The 14,046-nt window shown below is 53.1% G+C and carries 21 protein-coding genes and 2 pseudogenes; 6 read left to right on the top strand and 17 right to left on the bottom strand.

What is annotated here, in order from left to right:
* Positions 1 to 206: 206 nt before the first annotated feature.
* From E5E96_RS22550 to E5E96_RS12875, 14 genes and pseudogenes are all read right to left on the bottom strand, one after another.
* Entirely contained in the window at positions 207 to 527 is a 321-nt protein-coding gene (locus tag E5E96_RS22550; protein ID WP_253264629.1) for a hypothetical protein, read from the bottom strand.
* Positions 528 to 625: 98 nt separating this feature from the next.
* Positions 626 to 748, bottom strand: coding sequence for a hypothetical protein (locus E5E96_RS22760; protein WP_301271269.1), 123 nt, complete (start codon positions 746 to 748; stop codon positions 626 to 628).
* Between the two features lie 29 nt (positions 749 to 777).
* Positions 778 to 1,089, bottom strand: coding sequence for a type IV toxin-antitoxin system YeeU family antitoxin (locus E5E96_RS12820; RefSeq protein ID WP_171282315.1), 312 nt, complete (start codon positions 1,087 to 1,089; stop codon positions 778 to 780).
* Positions 1,086 to 1,448 (bottom strand): hypothetical protein, encoded by a 363-nt coding sequence (locus E5E96_RS12825; protein ID WP_171282316.1) that lies wholly within the window; start codon positions 1,446 to 1,448, stop codon positions 1,086 to 1,088. Before E5E96_RS12825 ends, E5E96_RS12820 begins: the two co-directional genes overlap by 4 nt.
* Positions 1,445 to 1,660: a hypothetical protein gene (locus E5E96_RS12830; RefSeq protein ID WP_171282317.1), complete on the bottom strand. Its 216-nt coding sequence runs from the start codon at positions 1,658 to 1,660 to the stop codon at positions 1,445 to 1,447. Before E5E96_RS12830 ends, E5E96_RS12825 begins: the two co-directional genes overlap by 4 nt.
* Positions 1,660 to 2,166 carry a hypothetical protein gene (locus tag E5E96_RS12835; RefSeq protein ID WP_171282318.1) on the bottom strand — a complete coding sequence of 169 codons (507 nt, stop codon included), beginning with the start codon at positions 2,164 to 2,166 and terminating at the stop codon, positions 1,660 to 1,662. The genes E5E96_RS12830 and E5E96_RS12835 overlap by 1 nt, the downstream gene beginning before the upstream one ends.
* A gap of 116 nt (positions 2,167 to 2,282) precedes the next feature.
* A complete protein-coding gene (locus E5E96_RS12840) occupies positions 2,283 to 2,621 on the bottom strand; it encodes a hypothetical protein (protein ID WP_171282319.1) in 339 nt (112 codons plus the stop codon).
* 24 nt (positions 2,622 to 2,645) lie between these two features.
* A complete protein-coding gene (locus E5E96_RS12845; protein WP_171282320.1) occupies positions 2,646 to 2,837 on the bottom strand; it encodes a hypothetical protein in 192 nt (63 codons plus the stop codon).
* Positions 2,834 to 3,335: pseudogene (radC, locus tag E5E96_RS12850) on the bottom strand (DNA repair protein RadC). The gene E5E96_RS12845 and the pseudogene radC overlap by 4 nt, the downstream one beginning before the upstream one ends.
* A 91-nt stretch (positions 3,336 to 3,426) precedes the next feature.
* Positions 3,427 to 3,711: a hypothetical protein gene (locus E5E96_RS12855; protein WP_171282321.1), complete on the bottom strand. Its 285-nt coding sequence runs from the start codon at positions 3,709 to 3,711 to the stop codon at positions 3,427 to 3,429.
* Between the two features lie 412 nt (positions 3,712 to 4,123).
* Positions 4,124 to 4,549: pseudogene (locus E5E96_RS12860) on the bottom strand (DUF2787 family protein).
* A 43-nt stretch (positions 4,550 to 4,592) separates the two neighbouring features.
* Entirely contained in the window at positions 4,593 to 5,171 is a 579-nt protein-coding gene (locus tag E5E96_RS12865) for a lecithin retinol acyltransferase family protein (RefSeq protein WP_171282322.1), read from the bottom strand.
* Between the two features lie 87 nt (positions 5,172 to 5,258).
* Positions 5,259 to 5,714, bottom strand: a complete 456-nt coding sequence (locus E5E96_RS12870) for an IrmA family protein (RefSeq protein WP_042050519.1) — start codon at positions 5,712 to 5,714, stop codon at positions 5,259 to 5,261.
* Between the two features lie 3 nt (positions 5,715 to 5,717).
* A complete protein-coding gene (locus tag E5E96_RS12875; protein ID WP_171282323.1) occupies positions 5,718 to 6,551 on the bottom strand; it encodes a hypothetical protein in 834 nt (277 codons plus the stop codon).
* A gap of 161 nt (positions 6,552 to 6,712) precedes the next feature.
* Here E5E96_RS12875 and E5E96_RS12880 point away from each other — a divergent pair, with 161 nt between their 5' ends.
* A complete protein-coding gene (locus E5E96_RS12880; RefSeq protein WP_017788605.1) occupies positions 6,713 to 7,060 on the top strand; it encodes a helix-turn-helix domain-containing protein in 348 nt (115 codons plus the stop codon).
* Between the two features lie 134 nt (positions 7,061 to 7,194).
* Here E5E96_RS12880 and E5E96_RS12885 read toward each other — a convergent pair whose 3' ends face one another.
* The 3 genes from E5E96_RS12885 to E5E96_RS12895 all read right to left on the bottom strand — a co-directional run bounded on the left by E5E96_RS12885 (position 7,195) and on the right by E5E96_RS12895 (position 9,685).
* On the bottom strand, positions 7,195 to 7,818 hold the full coding sequence (locus E5E96_RS12885; RefSeq protein ID WP_171282324.1) for an inovirus Gp2 family protein: 624 nt from the start codon (positions 7,816 to 7,818) through the stop codon (positions 7,195 to 7,197).
* Positions 7,819 to 8,771: 953 nt separating this feature from the next.
* Complete coding sequence (locus E5E96_RS12890) at positions 8,772 to 9,302, bottom strand: hypothetical protein (RefSeq protein ID WP_171282325.1); 531 nt, start codon at positions 9,300 to 9,302, stop codon at positions 8,772 to 8,774.
* A gap of 179 nt (positions 9,303 to 9,481) precedes the next feature.
* Positions 9,482 to 9,685, bottom strand: a complete 204-nt coding sequence (locus tag E5E96_RS12895) for an AlpA family transcriptional regulator (RefSeq protein ID WP_171282326.1) — start codon at positions 9,683 to 9,685, stop codon at positions 9,482 to 9,484.
* A gap of 126 nt (positions 9,686 to 9,811) precedes the next feature.
* Between E5E96_RS12895 and E5E96_RS12900 the strand changes: the two genes are divergently transcribed.
* The 5 genes from E5E96_RS12900 to E5E96_RS12920 all read left to right on the top strand — a co-directional run bounded on the left by E5E96_RS12900 (position 9,812) and on the right by E5E96_RS12920 (position 13,978).
* Positions 9,812 to 10,189, top strand: coding sequence for a hypothetical protein (locus E5E96_RS12900; RefSeq protein WP_171282327.1), 378 nt, complete (start codon positions 9,812 to 9,814; stop codon positions 10,187 to 10,189).
* Positions 10,189 to 10,638, top strand: coding sequence for a hypothetical protein (locus E5E96_RS22555; protein WP_253264630.1), 450 nt, complete (start codon positions 10,189 to 10,191; stop codon positions 10,636 to 10,638). Before E5E96_RS12900 ends, E5E96_RS22555 begins: the two co-directional genes overlap by 1 nt.
* A 225-nt stretch (positions 10,639 to 10,863) precedes the next feature.
* The gene (gene hcp1, locus E5E96_RS12910) at positions 10,864 to 11,382 is read left to right on the top strand and encodes a type VI secretion system effector Hcp1 (protein ID WP_010634822.1); all 519 of its coding nucleotides are present in this window, start codon (positions 10,864 to 10,866) and stop codon (positions 11,380 to 11,382) included.
* 325 nt (positions 11,383 to 11,707) lie between these two features.
* The gene (tssI, locus tag E5E96_RS12915; protein ID WP_171282328.1) at positions 11,708 to 13,561 is read left to right on the top strand and encodes a type VI secretion system tip protein VgrG; all 1,854 of its coding nucleotides are present in this window, start codon (positions 11,708 to 11,710) and stop codon (positions 13,559 to 13,561) included.
* 9 nt (positions 13,562 to 13,570) lie between these two features.
* Positions 13,571 to 13,978: a DUF1795 domain-containing protein gene (locus tag E5E96_RS12920; RefSeq protein ID WP_171282329.1), complete on the top strand. Its 408-nt coding sequence runs from the start codon at positions 13,571 to 13,573 to the stop codon at positions 13,976 to 13,978.
* Positions 13,979 to 14,046: the final 68 nt, after the last annotated feature.

Here is a 14,046-nt window from a genome sequence, read left to right on the forward strand (position 1 = left end):
GTCGAGCAGGTGCAGAGAGCCGTATTCGGCTACCTGCCGCGCAGTATGTGAATTTGTGAGGTTCCGATACCCCGAACGTGGATGAAAAAGGGACTGCTTGCCCACCGATGTCGATATCCATGCGCTGACCCTTGAGCTCAAAGGTGGTGAGCTCGCCAGTTTGCGGATGTTTGCCGGGTACCTTGATGGCTATGTTCTTAGCCATTTCACACCTCCGGTTTGGCTTCAAAGTGGTGGGTTACAACGCCCGCTTCCGGGTCGATTGCGATAAACGCAGGGGCCTGTGGGTGGTACTGGTATAGCCGCGCCAATTCAGCACGAAACGCTTCGACGTTTGGCGCAATCACATGGCTGGTATCCCCTTCGGCGTAGGTAAAGGTCTCCAGCTTCTCTGTGTTAATCCAGATGCCAAAGTACCAGGCATCTTCCTCGGTGTCGTACTGCTGCCAGCCTTGAGCCAGTAGCGTGCGGTCGTAGTAGTAACGGTCAGCCTGATGACTCCCCCGGTCGATACGGCAACCCGTCACGGTGAGCTCAAGCGGGATTCGCCCTACCTTCAGAGCCTTCTTGACTCAGCGCAATGTGTGCCGTGCCTTGGCCTTCTCTTTGCGCGGGTCGTAGGGGTTCAGCTTGCTGCCCACGTAGTTGAGGATCCCTCGGCATTGGCGGCTGCATTGTGCGTCAGCGTGTGCAGCAGGGCGGTGACTTCACGGCGGGCCAGTGTGCCCACGTGGTAGAACTTGTTCATGATACTTCTCCTTGAAACAAACACCCCGCTTAGATGTCGAGGTAGAGGTAGCCGTAGCTGCGCCTCGGACTGGCTTCACACACCCAGCCCTTGTGTTCAAGGCGAAACACCTCGTCCATGTCGGTGCATATCTGGTATGCCTTGGCCATTTTGGTTAACTCACGCAGGAAGTGCGGCAGCACCGTGTCGCACTCGGCCCGCCACGCCTCGTCTGATTCGCCGTACATACCGGCACGGTCACCCAGGAAATCAACATAACCACGTTGCAAAATGGCTCGAGCCCCCAGCTTGGGCAGGTTCGGGGTGCCCAGTCCCCATGTCATGTGTTCGAAGATGCTCATGTGTGGCTGCTCCAGTTTGGGTTGTCGTTGGTGCAGTGGTTGAAGTAGGCACCCACAATGGTGCGTCGCCACTCGTCAACGGGATAGCCGAGGTCGTTGCACTCACGCTTCCACCACGCAAAGTTAATCTCGCGGGGCAGGTTGTCCACCATGTCCAGTGGACTCACGAACAGCGTGGTCTTGTGCATCGTTGGCACGGGCTTGATCTTGTCGGGGCCAGTGCGCTTGCCGGTCTCGTCATAGTCGTGTGCCCACTTCGGGAAGGTGAGCTGATAGGTAATGAGCCTATGCAAATCGCTATGTGCGCTCATGGCCTGAGCGACTGCGACCTGAGTGAAGCTATCGTTGAATTCGATCATGGGTGTTTCTCTCTTTCTGAAGGTGAACGGTAAGCCGCTGCCAGCAGCGCAAACTGTTCGACCAGGTAACTGATACTGATGCCCAATTCATCACTGACCCCATCACCCAGACGATGATGCAGGTGTGCCATGTCATCGGCGATACGTTGAGCTATCTGGACGGTTGAGCTCGGTGGTGAGCTTGTCACTGTCAGAGTGATGGAAAGGTTCATCACATCTCTCCCCAAGGGGCTTGCTCCCACAGTGACAGCCGGGTCAGCACGTCTTGCGCCAGCGCCTGCTGCAACTGCTGGATTACCTTCACTAGCCGGGGAGCCTGCTCTGGGCTCCCGCTCCATTCGCTCGATTGGTACAGGGCGCAGCAGGTGAATTTGTACAGCGCCACCAATTCGGCATCGGTGAGTGGTGCCTGGTGGTAGCGATGAGCCGGTTTGAGCGGTCCCAGTTTGGTTGAGCCACGCTGGCGTGGTTCCTTCTGCTCTTGCTGGCGCCCCAGCTGATAGCGATGCCAGACCGCCCGCCTGTTGGCGAGCATCATCAACCACACCAACCGATCAACTCGCCATGTCCAGGTACTGGTCGTGTCTACTGGCGGCAGCCACCAGAGGGTGCGCAGCAACTCAAGGGTGTAGTGCGGAGGCATCGGGGCATTGCAAAAACGGTGTAACTGTACGGCAAAGGCAAGGTAGTCCTTGCGGTCAATCATGAAAGCAGACATGGGGATGACTCCTTGAAATGCAAAAGGCCACCTGCAGTGAGGTGGCCCTGTGGGTTGTGTCGGAATATCCGGATCACGGAGCGAGCGCTGTTGATCTGGATTTGGGGATGCTGGCGTTATTCGTGCGCTTGCTCTGTGCTGGGGAGAGCCGCATCAAACAGGATGGCGTAGAGCGCACAATCAATGCCGTTGACGGCATCGTGATGCGGGTAATAGGGCAGTACGTCTCGGGAGCGCTCGAAGTAGTCGCCAAAGCAACTGAAGCATTCATGGATCTCGATGGTGGACCCTTGAAGCAAGGTCTCTTTAAGCTGCCTGGCATAAACCTCGTCATCACTGGCCTTGGCGATGGCCTTTTCCAGCAACGTCAATGCATCCTCGTTGCTGGCGGCAGCCAGGCCATCGCGCAGCTTGCCCAGTGTTTCCTCAAGGGAATAGGGATTGGGTAATCGCATGATGCTTGTTCCCTCTTGGCTTTGCTAATGACGCAGCTGATGGAGCAGCACATCGATAACCTCGATACAGTCAGCTTGGGTGAGCAGGTAGCCATTTGGCAGGTGAGCCACGATAGCGGGCTCAGCCTGCATGTCGACGTTGTCTGCAAGCCAGCAGCGCAGCTCGATAAGGATGTCGATGGTGGTGAGGTGTGACTTACCTAGGGTCTGGTTCATAGCTGACCTCTTTCGGCCAGCGAGACTACGCCCTCGGCACCAACCACCAGATGGTCGAGCAACCGGATATCAACCAGTGCCAAGGTCTCTGTGAGGGCCTGGGTAAAGACCCGGTCAGAGTGGCTTGGCTCCGGGTCACCACTAGGGTGATTATGGACCGCAATGATGGCCCCGGAATTGAGTAATAAGGCCCTTTTGACCACCTCCCGTGGGTAGATGCTGGCGCTGTCGAGGGTGCCGCGGAACAGCTCCTCAAAGGCCAACACACGATGTTGGGAGTCGAGAAACAGTGCACCAAACACTTCATGCTCCCGGTCTTGTAGCAGGGTTTGCAGCCGCTCTGCGGCCTCGGTGGTACTGGTGATGGCAGTACCTTTCTTTGGCTAGGCGCTTGCGGGCAATCTGATTGGCGATACGCAGCAGGTCTTGCTCGGTTACGGGTTCGGTGACGACATAGGTGCCGGGGCATTCTCCAGCTTTCAGCTTGTGGTAACGCATAGTGGAATTCTCCAAATAAACAAAACCCCGGCACGCATGAAGCATGTCGGGGTTAAAGGTAGAGCGGTTGTTGGTTCACTTTGAGGGTAGTTCAGTTGCCCGTGGCAGCGGGGTCACGCTTCACCGGTATCAGCAATCCGGGGACCAGTACAGTGAGGGGGATAGCGAGTGCAATACTCAGCCGTTCCGCCAGTTGGTAAGCTGGGCCAATGGTGTCGTAGTCTGCCACCCAGGTAGCCAGGGTCAATCCGCTGGCCTCTACCGCTCGCAGGTAGACACTGTAGCCCTGTACGGTCAGGCCACTGTCACGCACCACCTGAGCCTCGCCATCCCGATTAATCGCTTCCAGCTCAACGGCTATCGGTTGTTTGGGCATCGTGTGCCTCCTCTTGGGGTAAGGGGTCACTCTCCACGCCATAGCCGTGATGAATGCAGGCACGCTGCAGGTCGCTCAAAAAGCGCCCCAGTACACGGGGCTGCTCTGAGAGCGGGACCGGGCCAGCCTGACAGCGCCAGAAACAGCGACGTGTGGGGTCCACACAGATTTCATCCACAGGCTGGCTCATAGTGTGCCAGTCCTCGCATTGGTGAGGGAGAGCAGTTGCCACTGCACGCCAGACCAACGCAGATGTAGCGTAACGGTGCGGGTATGTGGGCTATTAGGGGTCAGGTGCAGCAACCAGCGCTCACCCTGGCGGATTGGCTGCAGTTTGGCCTTGGTCGCAACCAGTCCCAGCCACTGGCGTGAATAGTGAGATAGCGGCAGTTCGTTAGTCATCACACACCTCCTAATCCCCGCTGACCTCAACGGTGAAGTACGCCATCCGGCAGTAGGCAACAAAGTTGGTCTGCCACAGGGTGAATAACTCGTGGGCCTCGGCGCGTTGCATCGGGCCCCATCCTTGCAAATAGTGTTCGTCATCCAGGAAGTTGAAATCGAGCTCCTTACAGAGCTCGGCATCCTGACCCATTCCCTGGTAACTGAAATTGGTGACGTAATCGAACAGCTAGCCATCGAGCCCACGGATCAGGCGGATCTCGACGGGGTGAGCCCCTCCCTGCTCGGGGCTATAGGTGGGACTGCGAAAGTTGAAGGTGAGTTGAGTCAGGCGCTCGAGGTTGAGGCCGATAGTGGCGGCTTCCTGATTGAGTAATGCGAGCAGCGCTTGGGCCACGGGCAGTGCAAAGCCGTCCTGGTGAAAAGGAATTGTCATGATGTGTCCTCGGTGAGTGGAAAAGAGGGGCCTTCATGTGGGGTCAGTCTTTGAGCCAATCCCACAGTTTGCTGACGCCATAGGCCGCGACGGCGCCTACTGCAAGGGGAGCTAACAGTGGGGCTGAAACGATGCCGGTCACCGACACCACTGTCACAGCGGCACCACTACCGCCAGCAGTCGTGGCCAGTGTGGTAGCTGCAAGCCCAGCCGTTGCACTGGTGGCTGCTTTACCCAGCGTATGGCGAGCCACCTCAGCTGCCACCACCGTTGCTACAGCGGTTTGCAGCAGCTTTGGGGGATGCTGAACCCCTTCTATGCACCAAGTGACAAATCGCTCGCCATTGGCGAACTGTTGACCTTGCTCACCTTCATTGAGTCGGGCGTAAGCCCGTGTCAGGCTTTCCTCTCGACTGAACAGGCGTTGGGCATGGGGCTGGACCTCAATGGTGCAGTGCTGACTGAATTCAGCCAGCGAGGTCAACGCCAGTTGGCCTGAGTGCTCTCCGGAAGGGGATGGTCGACAGTGAATGACCAGGTCATGGCCAACAAAGAGTCCGTGATGGTGGCCTTCAGGCTGCGGTGTTACCAAGTGATCGCCAATAATGAAATGTCGTGTCATGGGGTGATGTTCCTCATCAAGGGGGGGAAATGAAAAAGGGCGTCACCGTGATGGTGACGCCCTTTGGCTTTATTTTTTCTGAGTGGGCTACTTGCCGCCCACGGTGATCTTCAGTGGTTGATGAAACTCGGGTGTGAAGGTGGAAACTGGTAGCCGGGTGACTTCGTTGTGAGCGAGCACCTCGGTCGCCTGAATGATGGTGATGGACTTGGCCTGCTCTACCTGTCCGCAGTCAACCTCCGTAAAGCCACCGCCATAGCGTGTGGCTGAGCTCCCGCCGAAAGGTTCCACTTCTAGTGTTGATTCGGCCAGCGCTTTGCCCTTCTTGTCATTGAATTGCAGCGTGATGTACAGCCGACCAAACTCATCGGCCCCACCGCTATCGAGGGAAAAGTGGTAGGCGCAGACGCCTTGGTTGGCGTAGACGGTGTCAGTGTGCTGGATCGCGAGGTAGCGCTGATCTTCTGCATGGCTGGCGTTTGCCCAGAGCAGTCCACAAGCCATCAGGGCAGCTATCGAGAATCTGGTTGGAACGATATTCATGACTCACCCGTTGTAATAGTCGCAAGTGGAGGTCAACTTCGTGGGCTTGACGGTCCATGTGGCTTTTTGATCCTGCCCACTGTAGACACTCAGGGTTGAGGCGGAGAGGATAGCGTTGACGAGCTGAGTCCACTCAGCTTGGCTTTTGGCTTTACCGGACAGGCGCTTACCATCGACCTCGATCTCCTCGACGGTGTTTGAGGCATCGTAGGCTCTGGTGTATCTGAGCTCGGAGTGCAGTGGCCAGGTTGCCCTCGGCATCTGGTAGGCGCATTTGATCTCCAGTACAGATCGGGAGTAGTCCCGCCCCTGTACCAGGGTATAGCGGGGGCCATAACGCCCCTCTTCGGCCACCCACTGTGCAGGGGGGCCTTTTGGTGCATCCAGCATCTGAGGCTTCTTGGCATTCTCTTCTGCCTTGCTCCAGGACGCTCCTTTACCCGCCTTGCGTACTTCTCCCCACATCCAGGCATCTAGCGGATAACGCTTGATGAGTCGGTCACCGATCATGACATCGACATTGTTCAGCTGATTGTAGGTATTGACCTCGATACTGGCTGAGGCGCTGCAGGTGCCGGTATCCAGTTTCTTAAAGCTGCGACTGGCGTGTTCGGCAACCAGCAGATCGCCAGTGGCACAGCCCGTTTGGGAGCGGTTGTTGACGAGGGCAAGGTAGTGGCTGTTTTTGTAGATCAGCTCGCAGGTACGTTTGTTATTACACGCTTGAGCCAAGGTGGTGCCATCACTGTCTTGATAGGACCAGATGTCATTGATGTTGCTGGCCATGACACTCGGTGCTGTGACTGCCAGGGTGAGCAATGGAACGAGTCGTTTCATGAGAACTCCTATTGGTAGTAAGTCGTAGAGAAGGGGATAACCCTAGTCCGGTGAGATAGGCAGAAAATGCCCAATGGCAACCTTTTGGGTTGATCCTCACCTTTTGTGGTTCTTCATGTCAACGAGTCCATACCCAACCATAGGGGTTGGCTGGAGGACTTATGACAGATATCAACTTTGAGCAGTTAGCCAAGAATGTGGGCAAGGCTATTGGGCGTCAGCGTAACCAGGCCGGGTTTACCCAGGAGCAGGTGGCTGAACACCTCAATATCGGGATGGAGGCCGTCTCCCGGATGGAGCGGGGGATTGTGGTGCCTACCGTGGTACGGTTGGCTGAGCTCGCTCAGCTGTTTGGCTGTGAGCTGGCGGACTTTCTGCGTGAGACCAGTAACCGGCCCACTGAACAGGGTATTGTGCTGAGTAAGCAATTGGCCCGGCTCGATGATGCCGACCGGGCTTTGTTACTAGAGACAGTCGAGCGGTTGGTTAGCCGTCTAGCCAGAGGTTAACGCAAACATCTCTCTGAAAGCGCAATGTGTTTTCTGTGATGCGATAAATGGTAAAAGGGACTGCGTAGAGCAGTCCCTCGGCTATATTCACTACAGTAAAATATATCTGTAATTTCGTTTAATCGATGTGGTTCTTAAATGCGACTGCAACCAAAGTTGCGATACCCATCATGAAAGGATTTACTTTTGGCTTTGGTCATGTAATGGATGCGGTTCATGAACTCAGCCGGATAAATGCCTCGATCTACGGCCTCCTTATGGAGGGTGTATTTCCCGTTGGTAGGATAGTGGACTAAGTAATGCCCCTCTTCGGGGAGGAGGTTTAATGCGCTACACCATGCTGTTGTTATCATAGTTCTGAGGGTGCTGTTTTCAATATTGTAATCTCCGAGATGGAAGAAGGCATCTTTGTTTAGCAGCAAGATAATGTGAAAGTGACGCTTCCCTGTTTGGCTGAATTCACGAACCCATGCATAACGGAGTGTGTTGGGATAAACCCGTTTACCTGCTTTGGCTAGCCGTCGTTGACTGGCTGTTATTTTGGAATTCAGAGAGATAATGAAGTTATTCATGACACACCCTTGGTTCTTGTGAAAGCTTGTTAGCATATCACCATGGTTGATAATGGCTGGGTCATGTAAATCAACCCGCGGCACTAAGGTTCTCGGATGCGTTACGAGAGCTGCGCGGATAAGGTCAATAATGCGGGTGTAGTAGTCGAGGATATGGGGGCCAAAGATGGTTTGATAGTATTTCATGTTGTGAATTCCTATATTGGTTCATGTTTTCAGGTGCGAGCGTGTACGTTCCCCTAGAGGGGGATATATGCTGTGGGCATTGTTATGTTTCTAATATTCCCCCTTACAGGGGCTAAACGTTACAGAGTGATATGTCCTACTTCACGGATACATTCTTAATCCAATAGTGCCCCTAAGAGGGGCTGACGTTATCCTAGTCACGTAGCCTTATAGGCAGCCAGCACCATGTTCATGTGTTCTGGGACTTGCTCATGGCTGTACCCTACGCCTAATGGCGTACTAGCTAGCAGACTATGGATTGTCTGTGTAAATAGAAGATGGCTTATCTGTTTGCTGTATCAGTAGTCTATAGGTCGCCCCTACCCATGGCTAAGGTCATGTAGTGTGTTGATATGGTATTATAGGATTGTTGATACAACACTTATATAATAACTATCCAACAGATTTATACCCCTCAAAGGCCGGTGTGGCACAGGATTGATAGTGAAATATCACTCATTAATTAGCGACAAAATATTTCAATCACGCATCTAGACCAATATCGTTTAACCGTTGATATACTGATGTTCAGTGCGATTGCTGTATTCGCTTGTGTCATGCCTAAGTGCCGACATTGTTGGATAGCATTTGCAACGTGACTGCCCTTGGGCCTTCCTGATTTACATTGGTACCCCTCGCTCATCGGTTTAACATTCCTCTCAAGAGTGAATGGCACAAGGTTGTGCGGCCGATAAAGCAGAGGCCAACGGGTTATGCAATGTGCCGGTTCTGCTTACAAAGGGTGTCATTAACCCTCCTTTTCGCCTATAGATTGAACAACGTCATTTCTGTGCCTGTCTCCTCACGTTACTACCTCCTGTCCGAAGAGATTGATGATGATGGTTTTATCCATCGTCAGTTTTTGTTTTTTTACGTCGGTCGCCTTTATTACGGGCGTCATAATCACCGTGTCATCAAGGTAGTAGATCGGTATCCAGCAAACGCAAGGGGTAGATATTGTTACCTGATGCTTCTGTGAGCCCATGTGCAATGACATCAAGCATGGGCAATGGCGTCGAGCATGCAAAATCAAAGAAATAAGCATCATATTCTGATTGATTGATAAGCAGCGTGTTTGATAGCCCTCCAGCTTTCTGCAATTTGTGAGATACTCGTCTGTCGGTATAGATAAAGATGGCTTTTTCAACGTTCATTTTGCTGACAATGTTTTCAAGCATTTCCTTGATATAGGTTATTTCATCTTGTTCCATGCTGGCTTTGTTTTTCTGATGTTCATGGATTTGGTAGTCAATAATGTTCTGGGGATGTCGAATTTTCATCATCCATATCTGATGAAAATGTTCTTCTGCGCTGTTTGAAAATTGTTGTTTTGGCAGCAAGCAATCTTGCTGCCCCAGCATATTCGTTAATTCACGCTCGAGATTGTTTGCCGCATTATAATGAGTATTGATGCGTTTCAGTCTCGGCACTAATGCGTTCAGCAAGCTTGAAATAACTGCTGAGCGAGAAATTTTTTTTGGCTCGGCAATAATTATCTATCTCACAAATAGTCGAATCTCTATCTGCTTGAAACGTGATACGTTTAGGCATATATCATCCTTTTGGTTTTACAGTAATCTGATGCAGGTATAGCTGAGATAATTCCAATGCGAAGAGAAGATGTTTATCCGCGATTCAATATCCACTCATCGAGTTCAGATTCAATCCAGCCTACGGACTGTTTGCCTAAGTGCCTGGGACGAGGCAAGGTCGGGTCGTATCGGGGGGAGTTGGGGTTGAGCCAGTCATAAACGGTTGAGCGTGCAACGCCTAATTTATCTTCGACGGCGGGCATTCGTAATACCTTCACTCTGGGTTGTGTAGCCATGGTTTGCGTTCCTCTTGGTCGGTTGACTTTCGACGAGGGCAAGATTAGCGTTTTCACTTGGCATCGAAAATACGTGTGCTAACCAATAAATTTTACGTACAACAAAAAACGATAAGCGATTGATTTATGGGTAAATTTTTATTCTATGTGTTGACTGCTGAGTACGAAGAACGTCTAAAAGACCTGAGAGTGCTCTGCGCTGATGCGGAGTGGGCTCAGAGCACGGTATGGTTGGCGTCAACAGATATATTGTTGAAGGACTACTCTGTTGATGAGCGGAGTCAAAACATACATCTTTATATTTTCTGGATGCCGATCCATAACGTGAAAGACATTGCGCATCTTGAGTATGTCACCACTTTTGATCGCCCCAAGAAAGATTTTCCAGAGCGGATATGGAAATATAGCAATATCGCGGCGCGTTATTATGTCTGGAGCCAGAAGCTAAAAAAACACAGCCAGACGAAGCGAGCAAGGCTCTCTTGGGGGCAATACGTGTATTGATGAAATTGATTGGTTTACTAGAGGCTCTTGATATCGCCCATATCCAAGAAATTCGAGAAGAAAAGAAAATGGTGGCGAGGGAGAAGGGAGGGAAAGTAAAGAATGAACGCTATGACAGCGTGAAGCAAGAGATCGTCAGGCTGCTGCAGGGTGAAGGCCCAGGGAAGTATGAAACGAAGCAAAAGGCAGCAGAGTCGATATCTGAGGCGGTTTGGCTTTTCTGTGAACGTTTGACGGCAGAAATTGATGCCGAAAATCATAAATTGCCCACCTTTCAGCAAACCAGGAAGGCTCCAGGGTTGGCAGAAGGCAATCTCATCAGGCAAATGCTGGATTGGTCTCGTAAGGACGGGGCTGTGTTAGCAGCATTCAATCGTGTCGTCCAACCCAGAAAAGGGCGCAGGAGTGCTAGAACAAAGGTGGATCTCTCAGATGATGTGAGTGAATAAGGCTGTTTGGCGCAAAATCATGCTCACCACACGGATTAAACTACTGCATGTGCAACCATTGCCGATATATCAGCACAATTTGAGCGAAGGCTTGCTCAAAACTGAGTGGTCGGAGTGCGGGTTTGGGGTAAGTGGCTGATAAATAACAAAACAAAAAAGTGGCATGGTCGCTGCTAACTGGTTCGGTCGAGTGTCATTACCGTTCAACCAATCAGGAGCATACTCATGCCAACTCCATGTTATATCAGCATCGAAGGTAAAACCCAGGGCAACATCACCGCCGGTGCCTTCACCTCTGACTCCGTCGGCAACATCTTTGTGCAAGGTCACGAAGACGAGATGCTGGTACAAGAGTTCCAACACGTCGTGACCGTACCGACTGACCCGCAATCCGGTCAGCCTGCTGGTCAGCGTGTCCACAAGCCGTTCAAGTTCACCGTTGCGCTGAATAAAGCCGTGCCGCTGATGTACAACTCCCTGGCTTCCGGCGAGATGCTGCCGAAAGTGACCCTGAAGTGGTACCGCACCTCCGTCGAGGGCAAGCAGGAGCACTTCTTCTCTACCGTGCTGACCGATGCCACCATCGTCGACATCGACTGCCAGATGCCACACTGCCAGGATCCGGCGAAGTCTGACTTCACCCAGCTGATCCAGGTCTCTCTGGCCTACCGCAAAATCGATTGGGAGCACACCGTTGCCGGCACCTCCGGTGCGGACGACTGGCGCGCGCCGATCGAGGCCTAAACCTCGCGTTTTTACCTTGCTATTCCTTGTAAGTCATCTCGTATGTTGTGGCCGGTGTGCACCGGCCTTTTATCGCCTATTTCTCCGGACAGTCTTGGGCTGCCGGAGTTTTTCTGCTTTGCCATCCCCCTGCCTACCAGTTGAACCGTGTTGGTGAATGCGGAGTGATAGCAAAGCAATAAGGGGTGTTCTGTTATGCAGACACAAACAGCGGATTACCCGTCATGTTACTTATCTTTGGTGACCGCTTGTGTACCAGAGAGGGCGGTAGCGTGGTGTTTTGACAGGTTTCTGGTGCAGTTTCGAAAGGTGATAGGGAGATATCATGGCTAATCAGACCGGATTGCAATTCACCGTTAAGGTGGGCACGCTGCCTGCCCCCACCTTTGCTGTGGCAAGCTTTGAGCTTAACGAAGGGCTCAATCGTCCATTTGACCTTCATCTCGAGTTGGCCAGTCTACTGAGTGACATTGATTTCGGTGCCGTGTTGGATCAGCCCTGTGAACTGCTGGTGTGGTTTGAGGGGGATCTTCTGCGCCGTGTCAGTGGCGTGGTGGCCCAATTTGCTCAGGGCGATACTGGGTTTCGTCGTACCCGATACAGCATGGTGGTGAAGCCTGCACTATGGCGGCTCTCCTTACGTACCAATGCCCGCATCTTCCAGGCGCAGAAGCCTGAAGAGATCCTCTCCATCTTGCTGCAAGAGCACGGTATTACCGACTATGCCTTTGCCCTGAAAAACGAGCATGCCCAGCGCGAATACTGCGTTCAGTACCGTGAGAGCGATTTGGCTTTTTTGAACCGGCTAGCGGCTGAAGAGGGAATGTTCTACTTCCACGAATTTGAAGCAGGCAAGCATCGGCTCGTTTTTGCCGATGATGCTGCAGCGCTGCAGGAAGGGCCCGCCCTCTTTTTCAATCTGGCCAATCAAGGGTTGCAGCAGGGGGCGTTTGTACGCCGGTTCCATTATCAGGAAGCTGTGCGTCCGAGCGATGTAGAACTCAAAGACTACAGCTTCAAGACCCCAGCTTATGGCCTGTCTCACAAAAAAATGGGGGCTGAGCTGGAACACCAGCGCGATAGCTACCAGCACTTCGACTATCCCGGTCGCTTCAAGCAGGACCCAAGCGGCAAGGCATTTGCTCAGCATCGACTGGATGCGCTGCGAGCCGACGCGGTGACGGGAAATGGGCACTCGACAGAGGCGGGGTTGATGCCTGGACTGAGTTTCGAGCTATCGGAACACCCTGCACCTGTACTCAACATTGCCTGGCAAGTAGTGCATGTGACACACACCGGTAAGCAGCCTCAAGCATTGGAGGAAGAAGGTGGTAGCGAGCCCACGGTGTATTACAACGATTTTGGGGTAGTAAAGGCTACCACCACCTGGCGTGCGCAGATGCCTCATAAGCCTCTGGTTGATGGGGCGCAGATTGCCACTGTTGTGGGGCCTGCTGGAGAGGAAATCTACTGCGATAAATTTGGCCGCATCAAGCTGCAGTTCCCTTGGGACAGGTATGGCGCCAGCGATGAGCACAGCTCCTGCTGGGTAAGGGTTGGTCAGGCCTGGGCCGGAGGTGGCTATGGCATGATGGCCATTCCGCGCATTGGCCATGAGGTCATTGTGAGCTTCCTTGAGGGGGACCCTGACCAGCCCATCGTCATTGGCCGCACCTATCACGCAACCAACCTTCCTCCAGAGGGGTTGCCAGCTAACAAAACCCGCATGTCACTGCGCAGCAACACCCACAAGGGCAAGGGCTTTAACGAACTTCGTTTTGAAGACAAAGCGGGTCAGGAAGAGGTGTTCCTCCACGCTCAACATGACATGAATACGGTGGTGCTTAACAACCGCTCAACCTCTGTGAATGCCAATCACACGGAACAGGTGGGCGGGAGTCAAACCGTTGCCGTTCAGGGTAACCAGACGGTGTCGGTCAAGCTGGACCAGGTGACAGAAGTGCAGGGTGAGCAAACCGTAGCGGTCACCAAAAATCGCAGCACCATGGTCAATGACAATGAGTCGCTGCAGGTGAAGAACAATATCGCCATCCAATCGCAGGATGGGGACATTCTTATTGCCACAGCCGGTGGTTATATCGCCATCGACAAAGAGGGCAACATCGCCATTACCGGCAAGGGGCTCGTGTTGAACGGCACCCGCATTGATTTGAATTAAGGATGTGACATGTATCAGATGAATGAAGGTGCGCTGTTGATACCACAGCAATGGCGCGATGAGTCCCTCCATGTGTTTGTATTGCCGGGCGATACCGTCAATCTAGTGGTCAATCGTTCACCATTCGAGTTTGGATTGGCGCCAGAGACCGTCTATCAACAGACGCTTTCGCAATTTGCGGCTCACCTCAAGGGTTATCAGGAATTGGCGAGTTGGGAGGTGCAGCTGGATGGGCAAGCCGCTCCAGCCATCGAGTACACCTGGCGCTCGACCGAGGGGCCGATGCACCAGGTGGTGGTGATGCAGGTGAGAGGGGCGTTGCTGCTGACCTTTACCATCACGGCAGCCGGCACTCTGCAAGATGAACAGAAACAAGCCTTGCTTGACGTGATTGCCACCTTTAAAGCTGCTGGCTAAGGGGGGGGCATGCTTGGCGATATCTTAACGCGGGTAGCGCGAGTGGGTGCGATGCATGCGGGAAACCG

The sequence above is a fragment of the Aeromonas sp. 1805 genome (genome assembly GCF_013085525.1).
In the GTDB taxonomy this organism is placed as follows: Bacteria; Pseudomonadota; Gammaproteobacteria; order Enterobacterales; family Aeromonadaceae; genus Aeromonas; species Aeromonas hydrophila.